The organism is Stenotrophomonas sp. Y-13 (assembly GCF_046267925.1).
In the GTDB taxonomy this organism is placed as follows: Bacteria; Pseudomonadota; Gammaproteobacteria; order Xanthomonadales; family Xanthomonadaceae; genus Stenotrophomonas; species Stenotrophomonas acidaminiphila_A.
Genome location: NZ_CP176501.1, coordinates 2,192,001 through 2,216,807, shown reverse-complemented (window position 1 = coordinate 2,216,807; position 24,807 = coordinate 2,192,001). Strand labels below are relative to the sequence as shown.

Sequence of the window (24,807 nt, the reverse complement as noted above, 5' to 3'; positions counted from 1 at the left end):
GATCAGGGGCTGGCTTCGGCGTTCCAGATGGCGACCTGGGCACGGATTCCGGCGAGCATCGCATCCAGCGCGGCGCGGTCGTAGACGGTGCCGCGCAACACCACCGTGTCGATGCTGCTGGTCGCGGTGATGTCCTGCAGCGGGTTGCGCTCCAGCAGCACCAGGTCGGCGGCCTTGCCGGCGGCGATGGCGCCATAGCGGTCCAGCCTGCCGAACCACGCCGGGCCGTTGCGGGTGGCCGTGGCCAGTGCCTGCGCCGGCGTCAGCCCATGGCGCACATACAGCGCCAGCTCGTTGTGCAGGCCGATGCCGGGATAGTTGTAGGAATTGAGGAAGCCGGCATCGGTACCGGCCATGATACGCACGCCGGCCTCTTGCAGCAGCGGCAGCACCGCGGCGACCCGGGCGTGGCGCGCGTGCCGCGCCTGGACCTGTTCCGGCGTGGCGCTGGCGGCGCGCTCCACGCGCCAGGCGTAGGTCTTGCGCAGGCCCGGGCCGATGTAGGGCAGGTACGGGTCATCGGCATGCGCTTCGCTGTCGAGGAAGCTGAGGATGCGGCTGCCGTCGAGCGTGGGCGTGACCGCGACCCCGCGTTCGGCGAAGCGGTGATAGGCGGCCAGCGCGGTGGCGCGGTCGAAGCCCTCGTGCAGGCGGCGGCTGGCCTCGGCGCGGTCGATGCGGCCAGCGGCGAAATCAGCGGCGATCCGGGCCTCGTCCGGAACGCCGGCCTGGAACGCGTAGTCCAGGTGCTCGATGGAGCTGAGTCCGGCGTCGATGGCCTGGCCGACGGTCAGCGCCATCGGGATGTGGCCCGAGGTGCGCAGGCCGCGCTTGCTCGCCTCGGACACCGCGTACAGGAACAGCTCCGGCTTGAGCGTGCTGTCGGTGATCTTGACGAAATCGACCCGGTCGCGCTGTTCGCGGTCCAGCGCGGCGTCCACACCGGCCTCGTCGCCAGCTTCCAGGGTGCCCTTCCAGACCGGGGCGATGCCTTCGATCTTGGCGCCGGAGGTGAACAGCTGCGGCCCGAACAGCTGGCCGTCGGCGATCTGCGCCCGCCACGCCAGCACCTGCCCGGGCAGGTCGCCGGACGCGTCGCGCACGCTGGTGATGCCATGGGCGACGTACAGCGGCAGCAATGCCTTGTTTCCTCGACCAGCGCCGGGCCGCCGCCGAAGTGCACGTGCATGTCCCACAGCCCCGGGATCAGGTAGCGGTCGCGCGCATCGAGCGTTCTGCGCGCGCGCCACTGGCCGGCCAGCGTCGCGTCCGCGCCGACCGCGACGATGTCGCCGCCGCGGATCGCAACGGCCTGGCCGGGCAGGGTGCGGGCGTGCTCGACATCGACGACGGTGGCGTGGCGGATCAGCACATCGGCATCCAGGCGTGCGGCCAATGCCGGCGACGCCAGCGCCAGCAGCGAGGAAAGGGCGAGGCGGAGCGTGGTGTTCATTCGGTGCGTTCCAGGGCGGGCGTGGCTGCCCGTACGGCGGGAGGAGAGGGCGGCAGGCACCGGCCGGGCACGCGCCGGGTCGCGGTACGTCAAGCCGATGCGGGGTGGTCGCCGCCTGTCCGGGTCTGCGCTGCGCGCGGCGCCGGGAGCAGCGCGGCGGTCGGGTGTTTGCATGCGCTCCGGGGCGATGCTACAAGCCGGTGCGTCCATCCAGAAATGAAATGTACCGATGGAAAACAGTCCGAAATCGAATAGGGTGCTGTTCGACCTCGATCTGCTGCGCGCCCTGTTGACGGTGGCCGACTGCGGCAGCTTCACCGCCGCCGCCGCGCGCCTGCATTCCACCCAGTCCACGATCAGCCAGAAGGTGCGGCGGCTGGAGGAACTGGCCGGGCACCGGCTGCTCGACCGTGGCGTGCGCGACGTGCGCCCCACCGATACCGGCGAGACCGTGCTGGGCTACGCGCGGCGCCTGCTGGCGCTGAACGAGGAACTGGGCGAGGCGCTGTCCGGCGCGGGGGTGGCCACCACCCTGCGCCTGGGCGTGCCGGAGGATTTCGCTGGCGGCCGCACCACGCACCTGTTGGCCGATTTCAGCCGGCGCCACCCACGGGTCAAGCTGGAGGTCAGCAGTGGCCTGAGCCGCGCGCTGGCCGAGGGCTACGACCGTGGCGAGCTGGACCTGGCGCTGGTCAAACAGCGCCGCGGCAGCCGCGAGGCGCTTGCGCGCTGGCCCGAGCCGATGCGCTGGATCGACAGCGCGGCCAGCCCCGCGTTCGCACTGGACCCGGTGCCGCTGGTGGCCTTCCCGCCACGCGGCCTGTACCGCGAGGACATGATCGACGCGATCGAGGCGCTGGGACGGCGCTGGCGCATCAGTTTCACCAGTTCCAGCCTCGGCGGCATCCAGGCGGCGGTCGCCGATGGGCTCGGCATCAGCCTGCTGCCGGCGCGCACGGTGACACCGGCGCATGTGGTGCTGGGCGTGGAAAGCGGCCTGCCGGAGATCGACAGCATCGAACTGGCGCTGCTGATGCGGCCCTCGGCCGACCCCGAGGTGCGGGTGCTGGCCGACATGCTGGTGGAGATGCTGGCGCAGCCGCAGGCATAAGCGCGCGGAGGCCGCAGGTGCGGGCGTGCCGCTCCGGGGCAATCGCTCAGGCGTCCGGCCCGAGCCGGCCGCGGCGCACGATGCCGCGGCGGCACGGTACCCCGGCCACCGCGGCCGCGGCATTGGGCGCGTCCAGCATCAGGAAGGTGGCTTCGTTGCCCACGGCCAGGCCGTAGCCCTGCAGGCCAAGCACGCGCGCGCCGGCGCCGGTGGCCATCTGCAGCGCCATGCACAGCTCCTCGTCGGTATGGAACCCGGAGCGGTAGCCCAGCAGCATCGCCCGCTGCAGCATGTCGCCGTTGCCATACGGCCACCAGGCGTCGCGGATGTTGTCGTTGCCCAGGAACACCTCCACGCCGGCCGCGCGCAACTGCCGCACCGGCGGGAACGGGCGGTCGCCCGGGGCATTGGTCATGATCGCCACGCCGGCATCGGCAAGCGTCGTGGCAATGCGCTCCAGCTGCGCGGTATCCACTTCGCCCAGCGCATAGGCATGGCTGACCGCGACGCGTCCGTGCATGCCCAGCGCGCGGCTGCGTTCGGCGATGCGCCGCAACTGTTCGACGCCACCCAGGCCAGGTTCGTGCAGGTGGATGTCGACCTTGGCGCCGTGGCGCTCGGCAATGCCGAACACCACGTCGAGCTGGCCGGTGCTGTCGCCGTCGAGCGTGTCCGGGTCGATCCCGCCGACCACCTGCGCGCCTTCGCGCATCGCCGCGTCCAGCACCTGCGCGGTGCCGCGGCAGGACTGCACGCCGGCCTGCGGGAACGCGACCAGTTCGATGTCGACGATGCCACGCCAGCGCTCGCGCACCGCGTTCACCGCGTGCAGGTGGTCCAGGCCGGTGGTGGCGTCGACGTCGACATGGCTGCGCATCGCCACGGTGCCGAACGCGGCCGCCTGCGCCACCAGGGCGTCGGCGCGCTCGACGATGGAGGGCGCGGCCGCCAGTTCCTGCTTTTCGATGGACAGGCGCTCGCGCAGGGTGTGCGCGGGGCGGTGCGGGTGCCAGCGGTCGCCGACGAAGCTCTTGTCCAGGTGGATATGGCCGTCGACCAGGCCCGGCAGCACCAGCTGCCCGCCCAGGTCGATCTGTTCCACGCCGTCGCAGCGCGGCAGGGCCGGGCCGATGGCGGCGAAACGGCCGCCGGCCACGGCCAGTTCCAGCGGCGTACCGTCGGGGCCGATGGCGTTGATGAAGAGCTGGTCGAACATGGGGGTGTCGCGGGGCAGGGGGGCGGGGCCGCCACGATAGGGCCGCCGTCGGCGCGTCGGAAATGAAGTATCGCGATGGGCGGCATTCGCCACGGTGATGGCGGGCTGCCGGCGGCACCGGCCCGTGCAAGGAACGCCCACGCGCGCAGCTCAGTGCCGTGCGCCGCATGCGCCGCGGGGTGTCGCCCGCGCCACGGCGCCCTGGCGATTCCCGGGCGCAGGCCCCGCACGCGGATGCCGGCGCATCCGCGTGGCGTGCGCTCAATCCGGGTCGTAGTCCAGGTTCGACGCCAGCCAGCGCTCGGCCTGCGCCCGGTCCACGCCCTTGCGCCGCGCATAGTCGGCCACCTGCTCCTTGGACACCCGCCCGACCACGAAATACTGGCTCTGCGGGTGGCTGAAGTAATAGCCGGACACCGCCGCGGTGGGCAGCATGGCGAAGCTTTCGGTCAGCGACATGCCGATGCTTTCGGCGCCGAGCATGGCGAACAGCGTGCGCTTCTCGCTGTGCTCCGGGCAGGCGGGATAGCCGGGGGCGGGACGGATGCCGACGTACTGCTCGGCGATCAGCGCTTCGTTGTCCAGCGCCTCGCCGGCGGCATAGCCCCAGTAGCCGGTGCGCACGCGGTGGTGCAGGCGCTCGGCCAGCGCCTCGGCCAGGCGGTCGGCCAGCGCCTTGAGCAGGATCGCGTTGTAGTCATCGTGGTCGGCCTCGAAGCGCGCCACGTGCGGCTCGATGCCGATGCCGGCGGTGACCGCGAAGGCGCCGATCCAGTCCTGCCGGCCGCTGTCCTGGGGGGCGATGAAGTCGGCCAGGCAGAAGTCCGGGCGCTCGGCCGGCTTGTCCACCTGCTGGCGCAGGAAGTGCAGGGTGGTCTCGCCGTCGGGCAGCGAGACCACCACGTCGTCGCCGCGGCTGTTGGCCGGCCACAGCCCGAACACGGCGCGGGCTGTCAGCCATTTTTCCTTGATGATCGTGTCCAGCATCGCGCGGGCGTCGCGGTACAGCGCGCTGGCCTGGGTGCCGACGATCTCGTCGTCGAGGATCGCCGGGAACTTGCCGGCCAGTTCCCAGGCGCTGAAGAACGGGGTCCAGTCGATGAACGGCAGCAGGTCCTGCAGCGGCCAGTCCTCGAACACGTGCACGCCGGGCCGGGCCGGCACTGGCGGAACGTACTGCGCCCAGTCGCAGCGGAAGCGCTGGCCGCGCGCGTGTTCCAGCGACACCAGCCGCTTGGCGTCGCCGCGGTTGCGGTGGCGCTGGCGGATGTCGGCGTAATCGGCGTCGTTGGCGGCGACGAAAGCGCCGCGCAGCTCCGGCGAGATCAGCGACTGCGCCACGCCCACCGCGCGCGAGGCATCCTTCACCCACACCGTCGGCGCGGCGTAATGCGGGTCGATCTTCAGCGCGGTGTGCGCGCGCGAGGTAGTGGCGCCGCCGATCAACAGCGGGGTGCTGAAGCCCTGGCGCTGCATCTCGCGGGCGACGTGGCTCATTTCCTCCAGCGAGGGCGTGATCAGCCCGGACAGGCCGATCAGGTCGGCGTTCTCGGCGCGCGCGGTGTCCAGGATCTTCTGCGCCGGGACCATCACCCCCAGGTCGATCACCTCGAAGTTGTTGCAGGCCAGGACCACGCCGACGATGTTCTTGCCGATGTCGTGCACGTCACCCTTGACCGTGGCCATGACGATCTTGCCGTTGCTCTTGCCGACGTCGCCGGTGCGCAGCTTCTCGGCCTCGATGAAGGGCAGCAGGTAGGCCACCGCCTTCTTCATCACCCGTGCCGACTTGACCACCTGCGGCAGGAACATCTTGCCGGCGCCGAACAGGTCGCCGACCACGTTCATGCCGTCCATCAGCGGCCCTTCGATCACGTCCAGCGGCCGGCTGGCCTGCTGCCGCGCCTCCTCGGTATCCGCCTCGACCCAGCTGTCCAGCCCATGCACCAGCGCATGCGCCAGCCGCTCGCGCACCGGCCTGTCGCGCCAGCCCAGGTCCTCGGCCTTCTTCTCGCCCTTCCTGCCCTTGTAGCGCTCGGCGATCTCCAGCAGGCGTTCGGTACCGTCGCGGCGGCGGTTGAGGATCACGTCCTCCACCCGCTCGCGCAGTTCCGGTTCCAGGTCGTCGTAGATCGGCAGCGCGCCGGCGTTGACGATGCCCATGTCCATGCCGGCGCGGATGGCGTGGTACAGGAACACCGCGTGGATCGCCTGGCGCACGGTCTCGTTGCCGCGGAAGGAGAACGAGACGTTGGACACACCGCCGGACACGTGGCAATGCGGCAGCGTGCGCTTGATGATGCGGGTGGCCTCGATGAAGTCCACCGCGTAGTTGTCGTGCTCCTCGATGCCGGTGGCGACGGCGAAGATGTTCGGATCGAAAATGATGTCCTGCGGCGGGAAGCCGACCTGCTCGACCAGGATGCGGTAGGCGCGGGTGCAGATCTCCACCTTGCGCGCGCAGGTGTCGGCCTGGCCGTCCTCGTCGAAGGCCATCACCACCGCGGCGGCGCCATAGCGGCGCACCAGCCTGGCGTGCTCGACGAACGCCGCTTCGCCCTCCTTGAGCGAGATTGAGTTGACCACGCTCTTGCCCTGCAGGCACTTCAGCCCGGCCTCGATCACGCTCCACTTGGACGAATCGACCATCACCGGGATGCGGGCGATGTCCGGCTCGGACATGATCAGGTTGAGGAAGCGGGTCATCGCCTTCTCGGAGTCGATCAGGCCCTCGTCCATGTTGACGTCCAGGATCTGTGCGCCGCTGGCGACCTGCTGGCGTGCCACCTCCACCGCTTCCTCGTAGCGCTCCTCCTTGATCAGCTTGCGGAACTGCGCGCTGCCGGTGACGTTGGTGCGCTCGCCGACGTTGACGAACAGCAGGTCCGGGGTGATGACCAGCGGCTCCAGGCCGGACAGGCGGGTATACGACGGGGTGTTCATGCGGCCTGCTCCCGCGCCCGCGGCAGCGCCCGCGGCGGCACCCCGGCCACGGCCTCGGCGATCGCCTTGATGTGCGCCGGGGTGGTGCCGCAGCAGCCGCCGACCAGGTTCAGCAGCCCGGAGGTGGCGAACTCCTTCAGCGTGGCGGCCATTTCCTCCGGGGTCTCGTCGTACTCGCCGAAGGCATTGGGCAGGCCGGCGTTGGGGTGGGCGCTGACGTAGCCGTCCGATACCTGCGCCAGGGTTTCCACGTGCGGCCGCATGTCGCTGGCGCCCAGCGCGCAGTTGAAGCCGATCGACAGCGGTTGGCCGTGCGCGACCGACGCATGGAAAGCCTCGGCGGTCTGCCCGGACAGGGTGCGGCCGGAGGCGTCGGTGATGGTGCCGGAGATCATCACCGGCAGGCGCCCGCCGCGCGCATCGAAGGCTTCCTCGATGGCGAACAGCGCGGCCTTGGCGTTGAGCGTGTCGAAAATGGTTTCCACCATCAGCGTGTCGGCGCCGCCGTCGATCAGGCCGTCGATGGCCTCGCGATACGTCGCGCGCAGTTCGTCGAAGCTGGTGTTGCGGAAGCCCGGGTCGTTGACGTCGGGGCTGATCGAGGCGGTGCGGCTGGTCGGGCCGAGCACGCCGATCACGAAGCGCGGCTTGTCCGGGGTCTTCGCCTCGATGGCGTCGCAGCATTGCCGTGCCACCTGCGCGCCGGCCTTGTTCAGTTCGTACACCAGGTGCTGCAGGTGGTAGTCGGCCTGGCTGATCGAGGTGGCGTTGAAGGTGTTGGTTTCCACCAGGTCGGCGCCGGCCTCCAGGTAGGCGCTGTGGATGCCGGCGATGATGTCCGGCCGGGTCAGCAGCAGCAGGTCGTTGTTGCCCTTCAGGTCATGGCCGCAGCCGGCACCGTGGACGTGCGCCTGCGGCGCTGCCGTGGCAGTGCCGGGCGCGGCCGGTGGCTGGGCGTCGTGGCGCGAATCGAAACCGCCGGCGAAGCGCTGCCCGCGGTAGTCGGCCTCTTCCAGCCCATGGCGCTGGATCATCGTGCCCATGGCGCCGTCGATGACCAGGATGCGCTGCGCGAGTGCCTGCAGCAGCAGGGCGACGCGTTCGGGATGGAGCCAGGGGAGGGCGTGCATGGGCGGACCGTGGTCTGGAATCGGGGGCGAGGGCGGGTATGCCGGCTCAGGGGCGGTGAGCGATCAGCGAGATCACCTCGAAATGCGGCGGGCGCTTCTCGCGGGTGACGGTCTCCAGGCTGGATACCTCCAGCCCAGCCTTCTCGACGAACCTGCGCAGCTCCTTGCCGGTGAAGCCCAGGTTGACGTGGCCGTAGGCTTCCACCGCCACCTTGTGCTCATGGCGGGCCAGGCTGCACAGCATCAGCCGCCCGCCCGGGCGCAGCACCCGCGCGCCTTCGGCCACGGCCTTGGCCGGGTGGCTGGCATAGGTGAGGGCGTGCATCAGCACCACCAGGTCGAAGCTGCCATCGTCGAACGGCAGCTGGTGCATGTCGCCCTCGCGCACTTCCACGTTGGGCAGCTTGCGCAGGCGTTCGCTGGCCGCCGCGACCACGCGCGCGCTGGTGTCGATGCAGACGTAGCGCTGCGCATGCGGGGCCAGCAGTTCGGCCAGCACGCCGTCGCCGGAGGCGATGTCGAGCACGTCGCCGGTTTCCAGCAGCGGCAGCGCGCTGCGTGCCAGCGCCTCCCAGGTGCGTCCGGGCGAGTAGTGGCGTTCCATGTCGCCGGCCACGCTGTCGGCCCAGTTCTGGTCGGCCGCGCGCATCGCCAGCACCGAGGGCACCCGCTCGGCGTCCTGGCGCAGCAGCGGGTCGTCGCTGCCGTTGCTCAGCGCATGCCACAATGCGCGCTGCGCCGGATCCAGCGCGGCGTCGTCGAAGCGGTAGTAGGCCGATACCCCCGCGCGGCGGTCGCGGACCAGCCCGGCTTCCTTCAGCCGGGCCAGGTGGGTGGACACGCGCGGCTGCGCCAGCGTGGTGATGGCCGACAGCTCGGCCACGGTCAGCTCTTCCTGCTCCAGCAGCGTCAGCAGGCGCACGCGGGTGGCGTCGGCGAACACCTTCAGGCGGGTCGACCAGTCTTCCAGATCCATAAATATCTACCTATCGAGATAGAGAGATATTTTGCTGCTGCGGCGCGGCAGGGTCAAGGCGCGGCCCGCGTGGGCCAGGCGAACGGGCGCGCAGGTCGACGTGAATGGCGCTGTCCACCCAGCGCCGTCTGCCGCGGCCAGCCCCTCTTTGCCGGTCATGGCAACAGTTACAATCGCAACTTCGTAATGCCCTGGGAGGGGTGTAGTGGATTTCAGCTTTTCCGACGAACAACTGATGCTGCAGGACGTCGCCCGCCGCATCGCCCAAGAGAAGATCGCGCCCAGCGCCGAGCACCACGATGCCACCGGCGAATACCCGCTGGAGAACATCCGCCTGCTCGGCGAGAACGGCCTGATGGGTATCGAAGTGCCGGTCGAGTACGGCGGTGCGGGCATGGACCCGGTGTCCAGCGTGCTGGCGATCATCGAGGTGTCCGCCGCCGATGCCGCGCACGCCACCATCATGTCGGTCAACAACTCGCTGTTCTGCAACGCCGTGCTCAGCCACGGCAGCGAGGAACAGAAGCAGCTGTACGTGCGCGCGATCGCCGAGGGCCGCGAGATCGGCGCCTTCGCCCTGACCGAATCGCAGTCCGGCTCCGACGCCACCGCCATGCGCTGCCGCGCGGTGAAGCAGGCCGACGGTTCCTACGTGATCAACGGCCAGAAGAGCTGGATCACCTCCGGCCCGGTGGCGCGCTACATCGTATTGTTCGCGATGACCGACCCGTCGCAGGGCGCGCGCGGCATCACCGCCTTCATGATCGACACTACCCGCCCGGGCTTCGGCCGCGGCAAGACCGAGCCCAAGCTCGGCGTGCGTGCGTCGGCGACCTGCGAGATCGAGTTCCAGGACTACGTGGCGCGCGCCGAGGACGTGATCGGCGCCGAGGGGCAGGGCTTCAAGATCGCCATGAGCCTGCTCGATTCCGGCCGCATCGGCATCGCCGCGCAGGCGGTGGGCATCGCCCGCGCTGCTTACGAGGCGTCGCTGGCCTACGTGCGCGAACGCAAGTCCTTCGGCGCGCCGATCGGCAGCTTCCAGATGATCCAGGCCAAGATCGCCGACATGAAGTGCAAGCTGGACGCGGCGCTGCTGCTGACCCTGCGCGCGGCATGGACCAAGGCCCAGGGCAAGCGCTTCTCCACCGAAGCCGCGGTCGCCAAGCTCACCGCCTCGGAAGCGGCGATGTGGATCGCCCACCAGGCCGTGCAGATCCACGGCGGCATGGGCTATTCCAAGGAAATGCCGCTGGAGCGCTACTTCCGCGACGCCAAGATCACCGAGATCTACGAAGGCACCAGCGAGATCCAGCGCCTGGTCATCGCCCGCAGCGAAACCGGCGTGCGTTGAATACCGTTTCTCGTTGAGTCCCGCATTTATTGCGCGCCATTGGCGGGTGCGTGGCTGAGCAACCGCGCTGCTGGCCTCGGCCGGGGCGCGGCGTGGAGCGGGGCCCGGAACGAGGGTAGCCGCAGACCAACGTTCTCCGCAGCGTTGGCGGAATCTTCCACCCGAGAAGAAATGATCAAGAGCCCCGGCATGGCCGGGGCTTTGTCGTTAAGCACCGCCAGGATCCGTGGCGATTGATATATCTGTGAAGCCCGTCCCGGGGCGGTCGATGGCTGTGCGTATCCAATGAAAGTGGGGTAGTCGGCAGGCACCTCATGCACGCCAGTCGCGGACTGCACTGCATCCCATGCTGGAGCCCGGGTGTATCGGGCATTTAACGAGTATTGAACCGGATATGTCGGGATGTTCGCAGGTTCCGCAGGTGACGCAGTTCATGAATTGCGAATTTCCCCAAATTCCATTTCCTGTTCTTTTTCAGGAGGTTGATTGGATTCTGGCTGTTTCAGTGGAATCAATTGACGGTATTTCCTTGTGTTCACCGGAAATTGCTGCAAGCCTGTCTGTATCCCCGATGCGCTGGCCTCAGAAGGGAATGGCATGGATGCAGAAAGAACCATGGACGTGGTTGTACCGCTGCACGGCACGCAGCCGGACTACGCCTTGCGCGGTCTGGTGCTGTTGGCGCAGTTCCACGGCATCGCCGCCGACGAGCAGCAATTGGCCCATGATTTTGGGCGTGGCGGCGAAGCATTCGACGAAAGCGCACTTTTGCTGGCGGCCGGGCAACTCGGCCTGAAGGCCAGATTCCATCCGCACCCTGCTTCCCGCATTGGCAGCGCCAACCTCCCGGCACTGGCTTGGAGTACCGGGGAGGAGCCGCCCTTCGTGGTCGCCAAAGTGTCGCCCAATGGAGACCAGATACTGATCCACGATCTGGTTGAGCGTCGCCCCAAGGCGCTGAACCGGGACGAGTTCGAAACCCGCTACGCGGGACGCCTGTTGCAGGTCGCCTCGCGTGCTTCCGTGCGGGGCGAACTTGCCAAGTTCGATTTCACCTGGTTCGTACCGGCGGTCATCAAGTACCGCAAGCTGTTGACCGAGGTCTTTGTCGTCTCGCTGTTCATCCAACTGTTCGCACTGGTCACGCCGCTGTTCTATCAGGTGGTGATGGACAAGGTACTGGTGCACCACGCGATGACGACGCTGCACGTGATTGCCATCGGTCTGGTCGCGATGGCCGTGTTCGATGTAGTGATGAACGGCCTGCGCACCTATGTGTTCGCCCACACCACCAGCAAGATCGACGTGGAACTGGGTGCCCGGCTGTTCCGCCACGTTCTCAACCTGCCGCTGGCCTACTTCGAATCGCGACGTGTCGGCGACACTATCGCCCGCGTACGTGAACTGGAGAACATCCGCCAGTTTCTGACCGGGCAGGCCCTGACCTCGGTGCTGGACCTGTTGTTCACCGTGGTCTTTCTCGCGGTGATGTTCTGGTACAGCGGCTGGCTGACCTTGGTGGTGGTGCTGTCGCTCCCCGTCTATGCCCTGATCTCCGGCGGCATCACGCCGATACTGCGCAAGCGCCTGGACGAGAAGTTCGCGCGTGGCGCCGACAACCAGGCCTTCCTGGTGGAAGCGGTCAGCGGCATCGGCACGGTCAAGGCCACGGCGGTTTCGCCGCGGATGACCCGCACCTGGGACAACCAGTTGGCCGGCTACGTGGGGGCCAGCTTCCGTGTCACCAAGATCGCGACTCTGGGCCAGCAGGGAGTGCAACTTACCCAGAAGCTGGTAAGCGTCGCGATTCTGTTCTTCGGTGCCAAGCTGGTCATCGAGAACAAGCTGACGCTGGGCCAGTTGATCGCCTTCAACATGTTGTCCGGGCAGGTGGCCGCGCCGATCATCCGGTTGGCCCAGCTCTGGCAGGACTTCCAGCAGGTGGGCATTTCCGTCGAGCGCCTGGGTGACATTCTCAATACCCGCACGGAAGTACCTGGGAGTCGCTTGGCCTTACCGCCGATTCAAGGGCGCGTCACTTTCGAACATGTCACCTTCCGCTACCGGCCAGATGCGCCGGAAGTGCTGCGTGGCATCAACCTGGACATCCAGCCCGGCGAGGTCATCGGCATCGTCGGCCGCTCCGGGTCCGGCAAGAGCACCCTGACCAAGCTGGTGCAGCGGCTGTATGCCCCCGAGCGCGGCCGGGTGCTGGTGGACGGGCAGGACCTGGCCGTGGCCGATCCGGCGTGGCTGCGTCGCCAACTGGGCGTGGTATTGCAGGAAAACTTCCTGTTCAACCGCTCGGTGCGCGAGAACATCGCGCTTGCCGAGCCGGGCATGCCGCTGGAGCGGGTCATCCGCGCCGCGAAATTGGCGGGCGCGCATGAGTTCATCATGGAGCTGCCCGAAGGCTATGACACCAAGGTCGGCGAGCACGGTGCCGGGCTTTCCGGCGGACAGCGCCAGCGGGTCGCCATTGCCCGCGCACTTATCGCCGACCCCCGCATACTGATCTTCGACGAAGCCACCAGCGCGCTGGACTACGAGTCCGAGCACGCGGTCATGTCCAACATGCGCGCCATCTGCAAGGGGCGCACGGTCCTGATCATTGCCCACCGCCTGTCCACCGTGCGCCATGCCAATCGCATCGTGGTGGTGGAAAAGGGCGAGATCGTCGAAGCTGGCAACCACGAGAGCTTGCTGGCCCGGACCGATGGTTATTACGCCCATCTGCACCGCCTGCAACAGGGAGGCACGGCCTCATGAGGCACGTCCTGCAAGGCGTAGGGGATTTCCTGCAGCGTTATGCCGCGATCTTTCGTGCCGTGTGGTCGGACCGGAAGTCATTGGATTCACCATCACGCACACAGGACGAGATTGCCTTCCTGCCAGCACACCTGGAACTGACGGAGACCCCGGTTTCCCCGGCGGCCCGCTGGACGATGCGGATCATCGCCGCCTTTTTTTGCATCGCATTGCTGTGGGCCTGTATCGGCAAGGTGGACGTGGTGGCCGTGGCCCCCGGCAAGACGGTCGTTGGCAGCCGAACCAAGGTAATCCAGCCGCTAGAGACCGCCGTGGTCCATCGCATCCTGGTTCGCGATGGGCAGGCAGTGAAGCAGGGTGACATCCTTGTGGAACTGGATGCCACAGCCACCGGCGCGGATTTCCGGCAGGCCGATGAGGCGCTTATCGCCGCGCGCCTGGCGCAACTGCGGCAGACCGCCATGCTGCAGGCGCTGGATACGGGCGCGTTGCCGGACATGCCGGATGACCCGGGCGTTTCCGCGTCGCGCGTGCGCGCGGCCTGGGACCTGGCCGCCAGCGAACTTGCCGAATACCAGGCACGACGCCAGAACCTGCTGGCCGCCATTGCCCAGCGTGAGGCGCAGGTCAACACCGTCCGCTCGCAGATCGGGCCGATGGAGCAGAGCCTGGCCATCTCCCGGGAGCGGGTAGCCGATCTGGAGCGCCTGCTGGGCGGGCAATACGTCAGCCGCCATGAATACCTTGCCCGCCGGCAGGAAATGGTCGAACTGGAGCGGGCATTGGCGGCCCAGAAGGCCACGCTGCTGGAAACCCGTTCGGCCTTGGTCGGCGCCCGGGAGGAACTGCGGGTGCTGGAAACCGATACCCGGCAACAGGCCTTCGACAATCTGCGGCAGGCACGCGAGCAGACGGGGCAATACGAGCCGCAGGTGGCCAAGACCCGCCAGCGCGATGAATTGATGCAGCTGCGCGCGCCGGTGGACGGCACGGTGCAGCAGTTGGCGATTCATACAGTGGGCGGCGTAGTGACGCCGGCGCAGGCGTTGATGGCCGTGGTGCCGAACCAGGAATCGCTGGAGGTTGAAGCTACGGTATTGAACAAGGACATCGGTTTCGTCAGGCCCGGGCAGCCGGTGACGCTCAAGGTGGAGAGCTTCCCATACACCCGCTACGGTTATCTGGAAGGCATCGTGGAGACGGTGTCACACGATGCCGCGCAGGACGAACAGTTGGGACTGGTATTTCCGGCGCGGGTCCGTCTGCAGAGGGCCGATCTGATGGTCGATGGCGTGAAGGTGGCGCTGACGCCAGGCATGAGCCTGAGCGCGGAGATCAAGACCGGAAAGCGTCGGTTGATCGACTACGTGTTCAGTCCATTGCAAAAGCATGGTGGTGAAGCATTCCGGGAGCGATGAATCATGGAGCGGACAGTATCCCTGAAAGACGATGGCACGGCCCGGGCGGCGGCCTTATCTGAAGTCGTTTCGCCCGCTGCATCGAAGCTCCGGCGGGTGCCCCGGGCTGGCGAGCCGGCGCCGTGGTTCCATGCCGCCACGGCCGAGAACCCGGATTTCAGTTTCGATACCGTGGCCGGGCGACGGGTGGTGCTGTGCTTCTTCGGCGAGATGCAGGCAGCGCCGCTGCAATCCTTGTTGAGTGGCATGCGGGCCGTGCTGGCCCAGGTTGTACGGTCGCAGTGTGCGTTCTTTGGCGTAGGGACCGCTCGTGACGACGCGCAGGCCAAACTGCTCAAGCAACAGTTTCCCGAAGGTTATCTGTTTCTGGACCGTGACCGAGCCGTAAGCAAGCTTTATGGTGTGGCACCTACTGACGGTCGAGATACCCCCATTCGAGTGGCCAGCTTCGTGCTGGACGAGCGATTGAGAGTGGTCGGCGTGATTCCGTGGACAGGGGGCAGTGTGCAGCACGCTGGGGACCTGCTGAGCGTCCTGCGGGCTTTGCGGGAGGAAATTCCCGAGACCTCTGCACCCGTGCTGATCATTCCGCGCATCTTCGAGCCGGAACTGTGCCGGAGACTGATCGGGTATTACGAGCAGCACGGGGGCGAGAAGTCCGGCTTCATGCGCGACGTGGATGGCCAAACGAAGTTGATCCACGACCCCCAGCACAAGCGGCGCAAGGACCGAGTGGTCGATGACGAGCATCTGCGTCTTGCCTGCCTGCACCGTATCCATGACCGTTTGGTGCCAGAGATCGAAAAGGCGTTCCAGTTCAGGGCCACGCGAATCGAGCGCTACAACGTGGCTTGCTATGAGGCCGAGAATGCGGGGCACCTTCGGGTACATCGGGATAACACAACGGTGGGAACGGCGCACCGCAGGTTCGCGGTGTCGTTGAATCTCAATTCCGGGGACTACGAGGGCGGAATGTTGCGGTTTCCCGAGTTCGGCAGGCGTTTGTATCAGCCGCCACTGGGAGGGGCAGTGGTGTTCTCGTGTTCGCTGCTGCGCGAGGCAACACCGGTGACGTAGGGCGCGCGGTATGCGTTCCTGCCTTTTCTCTATGACGAATTGTCGGCTGCTTTGCGAGATGGAAACCGCCGAAAGTCAATGGACGGTGGAAAGTCGAATGTGTTCGATCAATAAACACGGTTGGGCGAAAAAGCAGGGCGCGATGGCTGGCCATTTGCCCGTTCGTCGAAAGTTCGGAGCCAGGGCATCGCCGTGGCAGTTACTCATTTCTTCGTTCGCGCTATCCATTGCTGCATTCCTGAGTTCCTGTGACAAGGAGAGAAATATGTCTGATGCATCAGCACGCAAGTCAGAGCATGGCCTCGTAGAAGGCATGGCCAATACCATAAAGGTCGGAAGTGCGTCATTCCGAATTCCGCCAGAGGTGCGCTTCGACGTCCGTACGGAAGGGGTCGCAGAGCCGGGACGTGCAGAGACGCTGATCATCTATATCAATGTGGCGAATCTTATGGAAAATCCGCCAGCGGAAAATAACGAAACGCTTGGACGGAATATCGTAAGAGTCGAGATCAGGAGTCATGCTTACCACCCGGGCAATAGCATATTTTCTCGCGCTGAGTCTCTCGGTGCCCCTCGGACCAGGGAAGATCTGGGTCTGCTCGAATACCCGGGGACGGGAGGGGGGCAAACTGACTATTCGCGCTCCTGGAAATACAGGTCCATCGCGCCGAATGAGCGCGGCGATTTTCCGATGCATACGGAAATATTTTGTCAGGTTGCTTGGCCGGATGACCCGAAAAAGATAAATGGAACGTGCAATTCTACCTACTACACTAAGACGGGGATTGCTGTTGAATCATTTTTCTCGTTTGATTTGTTGAATAAATGGGATTCTGTTCTTGATGTGGTTGTTAATGCAGCGAATGAATATGAAGTTAAGTAAATAATTTAAAAGGGAGATTTGTCATGGCTGACATCTATCTGACGAACGCGCAAATCCAAGTTATCAGGGGGCTGGCTTCGCGAGGCCCTAACTCGAACGGGAACTATTCGGACGTCTACGAAGCCATCGCCCAGATGCTTCCCGACGGGCAGGTCAAGCTCTGGTTCGAGGGGGCGGCACTCGCGAATGCGGGAAGAGGCGCATTCTCTGAGTTGATTCGGGCATATAGCCGCCGGCAGATGGAGCTAAGGGGTATCGGCTACACGAATGAACTGATGCAGGCGGCATCCAACCAGGTAGCCTTCAATGCTCTAAACGATATCCTGAATGATAGTCGCAATCAGGGAAACGGTCTCTGGCTTTTCCCAACCATCGCAGATATCGCAAACCGTGACGCGACGGGTGTTGGGCAGGTGCTGTTCGCCGCTCTCGGGAATGATTCTGCGGGTGGCGAGACGAACGCTGCTTGGTCTGGGGCGATTCTTTTTTCGGCATTTGGCCAAGACGAAACGTACCGTCTCACCGCGCAGGGTGGGTCGGGCCTGGATCGTGTCGACGATATAAAGAATCTGTTGTTCGCTTTCAACGCGTTCTCGTACGCAATTCAAACGGCCAAGACCGTCGCCCTGCTGGAGGACGAGCAGACCTTTATCGATGATTCTTCGGTCGGCTGGGATACTTTCTGGGAGGCGGCGTTTAACTCCAATCTGGGTAATATTTGGGCGCTGGCGTCAGATCAACTCGCAGGCATCTTGTCCGGGGATGCCAAGAGGCTGGGAGGACTTATCTCAAAAGCGGGGTTGGGTGCAGTTCTAGATTGGGTTCGCGCATCGTATTCTGGCGCACGACCCACTACGCCAACGTCTGACCAAGACTTTGTGGCGGCAGCCACGTCGTTCTTTGCAGGTATCGACCCGTCAACCGTTGCGACGCTTCTCCCGAGCGACAAGCCATCAATTGTGGTGCTTGCACAGGGCAGCGAAGCGGCGAGGAATGCCTTGATGGCGCTCTCGCCCATTATGGTGAACCTGCCCTCTTATTCGCACGACCTTAGCCTGCTCAACGAAGAGACGGGCGAGGGGGAGCTGTCGGAGCAATGGATAGACAAACGGGCATCTTTTCTGGTGTTTGAGCGTCTGTATCGCGAAGATGGCCAAACGGACGGTGTCTTCGATATGCCCCTTGGCCTGCCTGTGCCAATCGTCGGTGATATCGAGTTCAGAGACTACTCATCGGGGGCGGAATACAAGCTGGAGGTCGATGGTGTCGACCTCGGTTTCGCTGATAAGCGCTACTTCTTTTTCGGTGGGAATGGGGGAGACACCTTCGAGGGTGGCGATGGCGACGATTCACTATTTGGTATGGGCGGTGATGACTCGCTCCAGGGGGGAGATGGGGACGATTATCTTGAGGGAGGACAAGGCGGCGACTTCATCGACGGTGGTGGCGATGACGATGAGATTCAGGCCGGCCAGGGCGACGACGTTGTGTATGGTGGCTCCGGAAAGGACATCGTCCACGGCGGCGCGGGCGACGACGTAATCTACGGTCAGGTGGCATCCGATTCGAGCGATACCGCCGAGGATAAGCTGTACGGCGATGCTGGTGACGATGAGATCCACGGTGCCGCGGGCCGGACACTTCTGGATGGCGGCGCTGGAAGTGATCGTCTGGAGGGTGGTGAAGGCTTCGATACGTACAAGGCCGACAATCAAGACGTCATAATGGATGAGGATGGGGCTGGAGAGGTCTTTCTCGACAAAATGCGTTTGACCGGTGGGAAGCGAAAGGAAACCGACCCGGAGAATGAGTACCGCAACGGAAGTACGCTTTATGTGCTTGATGGCGCCACGCTCACGATCAACGGCGGGCTGACTATCGAGCAGTTTGAAAACGGTGATCTCGGGATTTTCCTGGAAACCGAACCTGACGATGAGGCCGACGAAGGGCCGGATGTCGTGCCCGCCGAGAACAGGACATCGCCCATCGTGATCGACTTGGACGGTGACGGCGTCGAGACAGTTGGTATTCAGATGGATCGCTATTTCGATCACGACGCCAATGGTATGCGTGAACGTACGGCTTGGGCATCAGGTGACGACGGCATACTGGTGCGGGACCTCAACGGGAACGGCGCCGTCGACAGCGGTCGCGAGATGTTCGGAAATCAGACGCGGCTGGAAAACGGAGCGCTGGCAGCCAATGGCTTTGAGGCACTGCGTGATCTGGACGACAATCAGGATGGCCTGATTGACCAAAATGATGCGGTATTCGGCGAGCTACGCATATGGCGTGATCTCAATGGTAACGGGGTTACCGAAGCTGGCGAATTGCAGACCCTCGAACAGAGTGGGTTGAAGGCCATTCGAACCGGCTGGCAGGCGTCAAATTATGTCGATGCCAATGGCCAGAGCCACGCTCAGATCGGTACGGCCGTTCGTCTGGACGGGACTGATGCGGCGGCTGCAGACGTCTGGTTCAAGGTTGATACGACGCATCGAGTTAACGCGCAATTCGACGATGCGATCTTCGATGTTGCGGGTTTGCCGGATGCCAAAGCCTTCGGCAACCTGCCGGATCTGCGCCAGGCAATGGCAAATGACCCGATTCTTACCGCATTGGTGGAGACGTATGCGGTCGAAACCGATCCAGCCGCCAGGGACGCCATGCTGGAAGGCTTGATTTTCCAATGGGCCGGCGTGGCCGGGGTCGATCCATATAGCCGGGATCCGCGCATGGTCTATGGCCATGTCATGGATGCGCGGCAGCTTATCGTTCTCGAGCAATTAATCGGTCGGGGTTACGAGGGCACGTGGTGCTGGGGGGAGCGCGACCCCAACCCACACGGCAATGCCGCTCCGCTGCTGAGGGCTGAGTTCGCAAAATTTGCGAAATTTGTAAGCGCTCAGTTGCAGGCGCAGATTGATCCCCAGAAGTATTCGTTCATCAAGGGCGGGTTCGCATCCGGCTATTCGCATGTCATCGTCGATTGGAATGTGTTCCAGCAAGTCGCCGTATCCCTCCACGCCAATGGTCAGGATGACAAGTTGAAGGAAGTTATCGCGGTCCTGCGCGACTTGGGCGCCTATTCCACAGTATTCCGGACACAGACCAGTCAGGGATTCGCGCAGGTCCAGGCACTACATCCTGAATTGTCGCCGCTCTTTGGCATCCCCTCAGTGGTCGGAACGGAGGGCAATGATCGGCTTGTGGGTGGGTATCAGGGGGTGGTGTTTGTCCCTGACAAGGGCGACGACACCGTGTTCGGTAGTGCCGGCAACGACACGTACTATTACCGCGTAGGCGACGGCAAGGACCGGATCTACGATAGCAATGGATCGGATCAGTTGGTATTCATGGAGGGGATCGAGACATCGCATGTCACCGTCACACGCGACTTGACGTCGATAACCTTGGTTATCACCGTCGGTTCAACAGTTGGCGAAGTCCGCATCGACAATGTATTCGACGAGAATGGGCATTATCGTGAGGGCGTGATTGAGGTCATTCGTTTCGACGATGGGACGACGTGGGGATTGGCGGATGTCATGTCGCGGATTGCGCTCCCCGTGACCGCAGGCAATGACGTGCTATATGGAACCGTTTCCGATGAAACCATTTCTGCCCAAGGTGGAAACGACAGCATCTTTGGCCTGGATGGCGACGACCATCTGAATGGTGAAGCTGGTGACGACACCATCCATGGCGGCAATGGCGATGATGTACTCGTGGGCGGCTCTGGAAATGATCTGCTCAATGGCGGGGCTGGTAACGATACTTATGTGTTCGGCCCCGGCTTCGGTCAGGACATCATCGAAAGCTACGATGACCATCCGCAACGCCTGGACAAGATCGTCTTCGAGACCGGAATAGCGGTGGCTGACGTCACCGTGGTGCGTGACGGGTACGATCTTCTGCTGAAGCTGGTCAGCGGCGATAGCGTTCGGGTGAAATCGCACTTCTATGGAGGCGGTGAGGGTGCATACAGCATCAACGAGATCCATTTCTCGGATGGAACGGTATGGACTCCATCGACGTTGAAAGCAAAAGCGCTGGCAGGGACGGCTCTCGCTGACGTGCTGACGGGTTACGCATCGGACGATGTGATTGACGGCTTGGCCGGCGACGACGTGATCCGTGGTGGTGAAGGCAACGACCAGTTGAACGGCGGTGATGGTGCCGATGTCCTGTTCGGCGAGAACGGCGACGATACGCTCACCGGCGGTGCGGGAAGGGATCAGCTGTTTGGCGACAATGGTGATGATGTGCTGGATGGTGGCGAGGGGGATGATCGCCTTGGAGGTGGCTACGGCAGCGACCTGCTGATCGGTGGAGCCGGCAATGACCTGTTGTTCGGTGGCGCCGATGATGACCAACTGGTGGGTGGATTGGGCGATGATCGCCTGGAAGGTGGCTATGGCGACGACAACTACTATTTCGCACGTGGCGACGGCAAGGACACCATCAATGATATCGGTGGCTACAACACGATCTACGTTTCGAACCTGCCATTGAATGAAGTGTATTTCCGAAGGGATGGGACCAACCTGCTCATCCTTTTTACCTCCAGTCCGGATGATCAAATCAGCCTGGAGTATTTCTTCGATCCTGTAACCGGCTTGGCGAAGTCGGGACTCACGGTGGACCCGGGCAGCGGTACACCCTGGATCATCTCGGCGAACGATCTGGATGCCGTGGTCCTGTTGGGCACCACGCTGGACGACACGATCAACGGAAATGCACTGGACAACGTGATCAGCGGCCTGGCCGGCAACGACACGATCCGGGCCGGAAATGGTGCGGATACGCTGGACGGAGGCTTAGGGGACGACGTGCTGTACGGCGAAGCCGGAGATGACGTCCTGAGCGGAGGCCAAGGCAACGACCTGCTGGATGGCGGCACTGGTGCAGACCAGATGGCCGGTGGTGCCGGCGACGACATCTATGCGGTCGATGATGCCGGGGACGTAGTGACCGAAGTGGCCGGTGAAGGTACGGACCTTGTCCGGAGCAGCATCAGCTACGTCATGCCGGATCATGTCGAATTGGTCGAGCTGACCGGCAACGCCAATATCGATGCCATAGGCAACGGTCTGGACAACGTGCTGACCGGCAACGCCGGTGACAATCACCTTCAGGGTCTCGCCGGCAACGACACGCTGCATGGCGGCGAAGGCGATGACCTGCTGGAAGGCGGTGCCGGCGACGATGTGCTGAACGGTGGCAACGGCATCGACGAACTGAGAGGAGGTATCGGCAACGACCTTCTGGATGGCGGTGCGGGTGCGGACACGCTGATCGGCGGTGCCGGGAATGATACCTACCGGGTCGATGATGGTGGCGATGTGGTGGTCGAGCTGTCCGGCGAAGGCACGGATACGGTCGAGTCCACCGCCTACAGCTATACCTTGTCGGACAACATCGAGCAGTTGGTACTGGTTGAAGGCAGCTATGCCTACGAGGGTATTGCCGGCACGGGCAGTCAGACCCTGACCGGCAACAGCAATGGCAATCGCCTGGATGGCGGTACCGGTGCCGACACCATGATCGGCGGCTTGGGCGATGACATCTACGTGGTTGACCAGGCCGGGGACGTCATCGTCGAGTACGCAGACGAAGGCACTGACACGGTCGAGTCGAGCATCAGCTATACGCTGGGCGCGACATTGGAGAACCTGACCCTGCTGGGCACCGCCAACTTGGATGCCACCGGCAACAGCGGCGACAACGTGATCCGCGGCAATGCCGGCAACAACCAGATCGTGGGCGGTGCCGGTGCCGACACCCTGTACGGCGGCGAGGGCAACGATTACTACGTGGCCGTGTCCGCGTCCGACCGGGTGTACGAGTACGCGGACGAAGGCATCGACACCATCGAGCGCGTGTTCGAGACCAACCTGGTCCTGGACGCCAATGTCGAGAATCTGGTTCTGGGGGCCGGAATCACTACCGGCAACGGCAACGGACTGGATAACACGATCACGGGCAATGCCGGCGACAACACGCTTGGCGGCTGGGACGGCAATGATGTCCTCCATGGCCTCGACGGGAACGACAACCTCTTCGGCGGCAATGGCATCGACGCGCTGTACGGCGGCATCGGCAATGACTACCTCGACGGTGGAGCCGGTGTGGATCATCTGGAAGGCGGGGCCGGCAACGACGTCTATATCGTCGACGACAGCAACGATGTCGTGGTCGAGGCCGCCGGTGGCGGTACCGACCAGGTCCAGACCACCGCCAGCTACACGCTGTCGGCCAACATCGAGAATCTGTTCCTGCAGGGTAGCGCCGCCGTTGACGGCACCGGCAATGCGCTGGACAACTACATTGCGGGTAATGGCGCCGCCAACGAGATCGACGGCGGCGGTGGCAACGACACCATCGTCGGTGGCGGTGGCGACGACTTCCTGATCGGCGGCACGGGCGACGACAAGTACGTGTTCGATGCCAGCTCCGGCAGTGACGTCATCGACAACAGCGATGGTGGCTTCGACGGGGTGTTCTTCACCAACGGCATCACCCGCGAGCGCCTGTCGTTCAGCCGCGATGGGGACGACCTGCTGATCTCCATCGACGCCTCGTCCACTCCCGCGGTCCGTGTGCTGGACCACTTCCTGGGGGGCAATGCCGCCATCGACTATGTACAGCCGGATGGCGGCTTCTACCTGCCCACGAGCGAGATCAACCAGATCGTGGCGGGCGGAAGTACCGGCGGTGAGTACGATCAGGTCATTGACGGTACGGCTGCTGGAGAGCAACTGGCCGGCAGTTCCGGCAAGGACCTGATCAAGGGCCTGGCGGGCGATGACCAGTTGTTCGGCATGGGCGGCAACGACACCCTGCAGGGCGGAGACGGTGACGACTACCTGGCGGGCGGCAGCGGCAATGGCGCTGGCTCGGGTAATGACAGACTGGAAGGCGGCGCCGGCAACGACACCCTTGCGGGTGAGGATGGCAACGACACCCTGATCGGCGGTGCGGATGACGACAGCTATGTCTATACCTCCGGACAGGACGTCATCGACAACACCGGCGGGGGCTATGACGGGCTGTTCTTCCAGAATGGCATCACCGAAAGCCAACTGGCGTTTTCGCGTACTGGCGACGACCTGCTGATTACCGTCGACGGCAACGCGGGTGACACCGTGCGGGTCACCGACCACTTCCTGGGGGGCGACTACGCCTTGGACTATCTGCAGCCAGCCATGGGTTCGATGCTCACCACGGCGCAGATCAACGCGAAGATCGGAGGCGGTGGCACGCCTCCCGGCGGCGGCAGCGGTACGGCTCCTTCGCAGGGCAACGATACGGACTACCCGAGCAAGAAGAACGGCACCGCCGCGGGCGAGCAGATCGTGGGTACCTCCGGGCGTGACCTGATCAGTGGTCTGGGCGGAAACGACACGCTGTTCGGCATGGGCGGTGACGACAAGCTGGTCGGCGGCGACGGCGATGACTATCTTTCCGGCGGCAATGGCAGCTACACCGGTTCGGGCAACGACATTCTCATCGGCGGCAACGGCAATGACACACTGGTGGGCGAGGATGGCGACGACACGATGTTCGGCGGCGTAGGTGACGACCAGTATGTCTATGGCGGCGGCTCTGACGTCATCGACAACAGCGGCGGCGGCACCGACTGGATCCTGTTCAACTCCAGCAGCAAGAGCATCGACCGCACGCGCCTGAGCTTCCATCAGGATGGTGATGACCTGCTGATCCGTGTTGACGGCGATTCCTCCCAGCAGGTGCGCGTGTATAGGCACTTCGACGCCAGTGGCAATTACGCCATCGATTATGTGCAACCTTCCGACGGTTACGGATTCTCCGCTGCCAGCATCAATACCTTGTTGACCCCCATGCCGGGCGCCCAGCCTTTTGCGGCTCCCATGACGCAGGGCGAAACAGCGGCCATGCGGCAGATGTCCATGCCGAACCCGGCGCATACCTCGATGGCGAAGGGAACGATTGGGAGCGGCTCGAAGCGGGAAGGCAGTGGGATCTGGGGCTATGTGCCCCATCGTCCAACCCGCGAGGCCGGGGAGGTCCTGGGCTTTGATCCGCGTGCGTCAGGCCTGTCTTCTGAAGGTATGGATGTGTCACGGCGGACCGTGCCGTGGCTGCCGTTGATGTGGGACGACGCGGTATCGCCTTCGTCCTTGGAGGCGGAAGGCCGTCCGGGCATATCAGACGCAGGCCGGCCGGCGATGCCTTTGGAGATGGATTGGCAGGAGGTGCCGGACAGCTTGGATATGCCAACGCCGATCATCCGGGAGGCGTTCATTACCCGGACGGGAGAGCTTCAACTCCTGGTCGACGCGATGGCGCGTTACGGCGATGCCGTGCAGTCGGAGCAGAGCATGCCGGATGCAGAGCCGTTCGTTCTGGGCGTGCATGGTGTCCCGGGGGGCGCGTTCAATCCGCGTCCCAGGCATCACGCCATGCCAGCGCTGCAGATGATGTAGCCGAAAAGT

General features: G+C 64.4%; 11 protein-coding genes and 1 pseudogene. 7 read left to right on the top strand and 5 right to left on the bottom strand.

Annotated elements, in window-relative coordinates:
- Nucleotides 1–2: 2 nt before the first annotated feature.
- Nucleotides 3–1,453 (bottom strand): annotated as a pseudogene (locus ACJ7VY_RS10035) (amidohydrolase family protein).
- Nucleotides 1,454–1,682: 229 nt separating this feature from the next.
- Here ACJ7VY_RS10035 and ACJ7VY_RS10030 point away from each other — a divergent pair.
- A complete protein-coding gene (locus ACJ7VY_RS10030) occupies nt 1,683–2,564 on the top strand; it encodes a LysR substrate-binding domain-containing protein (RefSeq protein WP_104939066.1) in 882 nt (293 codons plus the stop codon).
- Nucleotides 2,565–2,610: 46 nt separating this feature from the next.
- Here ACJ7VY_RS10030 and ACJ7VY_RS10025 read toward each other — a convergent pair whose 3' ends face one another.
- From ACJ7VY_RS10025 to ACJ7VY_RS10010, 4 genes are all read right to left on the bottom strand, one after another.
- Nucleotides 2,611–3,780: an amidohydrolase family protein gene (locus ACJ7VY_RS10025; RefSeq protein WP_409475531.1), complete on the bottom strand. Its 1,170-nt coding sequence runs from the start codon at nt 3,778–3,780 to the stop codon at nt 2,611–2,613.
- A gap of 261 nt (nt 3,781–4,041) precedes the next feature.
- Nucleotides 4,042–6,723: a methionine synthase gene (metH, locus tag ACJ7VY_RS10020; protein WP_409475530.1), complete on the bottom strand. Its 2,682-nt coding sequence runs from the start codon at nt 6,721–6,723 to the stop codon at nt 4,042–4,044.
- Nucleotides 6,720–7,853, bottom strand: coding sequence for a homocysteine S-methyltransferase family protein (locus ACJ7VY_RS10015; protein ID WP_161614049.1), 1,134 nt, complete (start codon nt 7,851–7,853; stop codon nt 6,720–6,722). Before ACJ7VY_RS10015 ends, metH begins: the two co-directional genes overlap by 4 nt.
- A gap of 46 nt (nt 7,854–7,899) precedes the next feature.
- Nucleotides 7,900–8,829 (bottom strand): ArsR/SmtB family transcription factor, encoded by a 930-nt coding sequence (locus ACJ7VY_RS10010; protein WP_161614050.1) that lies wholly within the window; start codon nt 8,827–8,829, stop codon nt 7,900–7,902.
- A gap of 205 nt (nt 8,830–9,034) precedes the next feature.
- Between ACJ7VY_RS10010 and ACJ7VY_RS10005 the strand changes: the two genes are divergently transcribed.
- From ACJ7VY_RS10005 to ACJ7VY_RS09980, 6 genes are all read left to right on the top strand, one after another.
- Nucleotides 9,035–10,183, top strand: a complete 1,149-nt coding sequence (locus ACJ7VY_RS10005; protein WP_409475529.1) for an acyl-CoA dehydrogenase family protein — start codon at nt 9,035–9,037, stop codon at nt 10,181–10,183.
- A gap of 615 nt (nt 10,184–10,798) precedes the next feature.
- Complete coding sequence (locus ACJ7VY_RS10000) at nt 10,799–12,952, top strand: type I secretion system permease/ATPase (protein WP_409475528.1); 2,154 nt, start codon at nt 10,799–10,801, stop codon at nt 12,950–12,952.
- The gene (locus ACJ7VY_RS09995; RefSeq protein WP_313248349.1) at nt 12,949–14,370 is read left to right on the top strand and encodes an HlyD family type I secretion periplasmic adaptor subunit; all 1,422 of its coding nucleotides are present in this window, start codon (nt 12,949–12,951) and stop codon (nt 14,368–14,370) included. Before ACJ7VY_RS10000 ends, ACJ7VY_RS09995 begins: the two co-directional genes overlap by 4 nt.
- Nucleotides 14,371–14,373: 3 nt before the next feature.
- A complete protein-coding gene (locus ACJ7VY_RS09990; protein WP_409475527.1) occupies nt 14,374–15,447 on the top strand; it encodes a redoxin domain-containing protein in 1,074 nt (357 codons plus the stop codon).
- 97 nt (nt 15,448–15,544) lie between these two features.
- Entirely contained in the window at nt 15,545–16,330 is a 786-nt protein-coding gene (locus ACJ7VY_RS09985) for a hypothetical protein (RefSeq protein ID WP_313248353.1), read from the top strand.
- Between the two features lie 23 nt (nt 16,331–16,353).
- Nucleotides 16,354–24,798 (top strand): calcium-binding protein, encoded by an 8,445-nt coding sequence (locus tag ACJ7VY_RS09980; RefSeq protein ID WP_409475526.1) that lies wholly within the window; start codon nt 16,354–16,356, stop codon nt 24,796–24,798.
- Nucleotides 24,799–24,807 lie beyond the last annotated feature (9 nt).

Excerpts from the sequence above, each read along its gene's own strand:
- ACJ7VY_RS10000 (WP_409475528.1), top strand. The coding sequence starts at position 10,799 with ATGGACGTGGTTGTACCGCTGCACGGCACGCAGCCGGACTACGCCTTG.
- ACJ7VY_RS09980 (WP_409475526.1), top strand. The coding sequence starts at position 16,354 with ATGGCTGACATCTATCTGACGAACGCGCAAATCCAAGTTATCAGGGGG.
- ACJ7VY_RS09990 (WP_409475527.1), top strand. The coding sequence starts at position 14,374 with ATGGAGCGGACAGTATCCCTGAAAGACGATGGCACGGCCCGGGCGGCG.
- ACJ7VY_RS10025 (WP_409475531.1), bottom strand. The coding sequence starts at position 3,780 with ATGTTCGACCAGCTCTTCATCAACGCCATCGGCCCCGACGGTACGCCG.
- ACJ7VY_RS09995 (WP_313248349.1), top strand. The coding sequence starts at position 12,949 with ATGAGGCACGTCCTGCAAGGCGTAGGGGATTTCCTGCAGCGTTATGCC.
- ACJ7VY_RS10015 (WP_161614049.1), bottom strand. The coding sequence starts at position 7,853 with ATGCACGCCCTCCCCTGGCTCCATCCCGAACGCGTCGCCCTGCTGCTG.
- metH (WP_409475530.1), bottom strand. The coding sequence starts at position 6,723 with ATGAACACCCCGTCGTATACCCGCCTGTCCGGCCTGGAGCCGCTGGTC.
- ACJ7VY_RS10030 (WP_104939066.1), top strand. The coding sequence starts at position 1,683 with ATGGAAAACAGTCCGAAATCGAATAGGGTGCTGTTCGACCTCGATCTG.
- ACJ7VY_RS10010 (WP_161614050.1), bottom strand. The coding sequence starts at position 8,829 with ATGGATCTGGAAGACTGGTCGACCCGCCTGAAGGTGTTCGCCGACGCC.
- ACJ7VY_RS09985 (WP_313248353.1), top strand. The coding sequence starts at position 15,545 with ATGTGTTCGATCAATAAACACGGTTGGGCGAAAAAGCAGGGCGCGATG.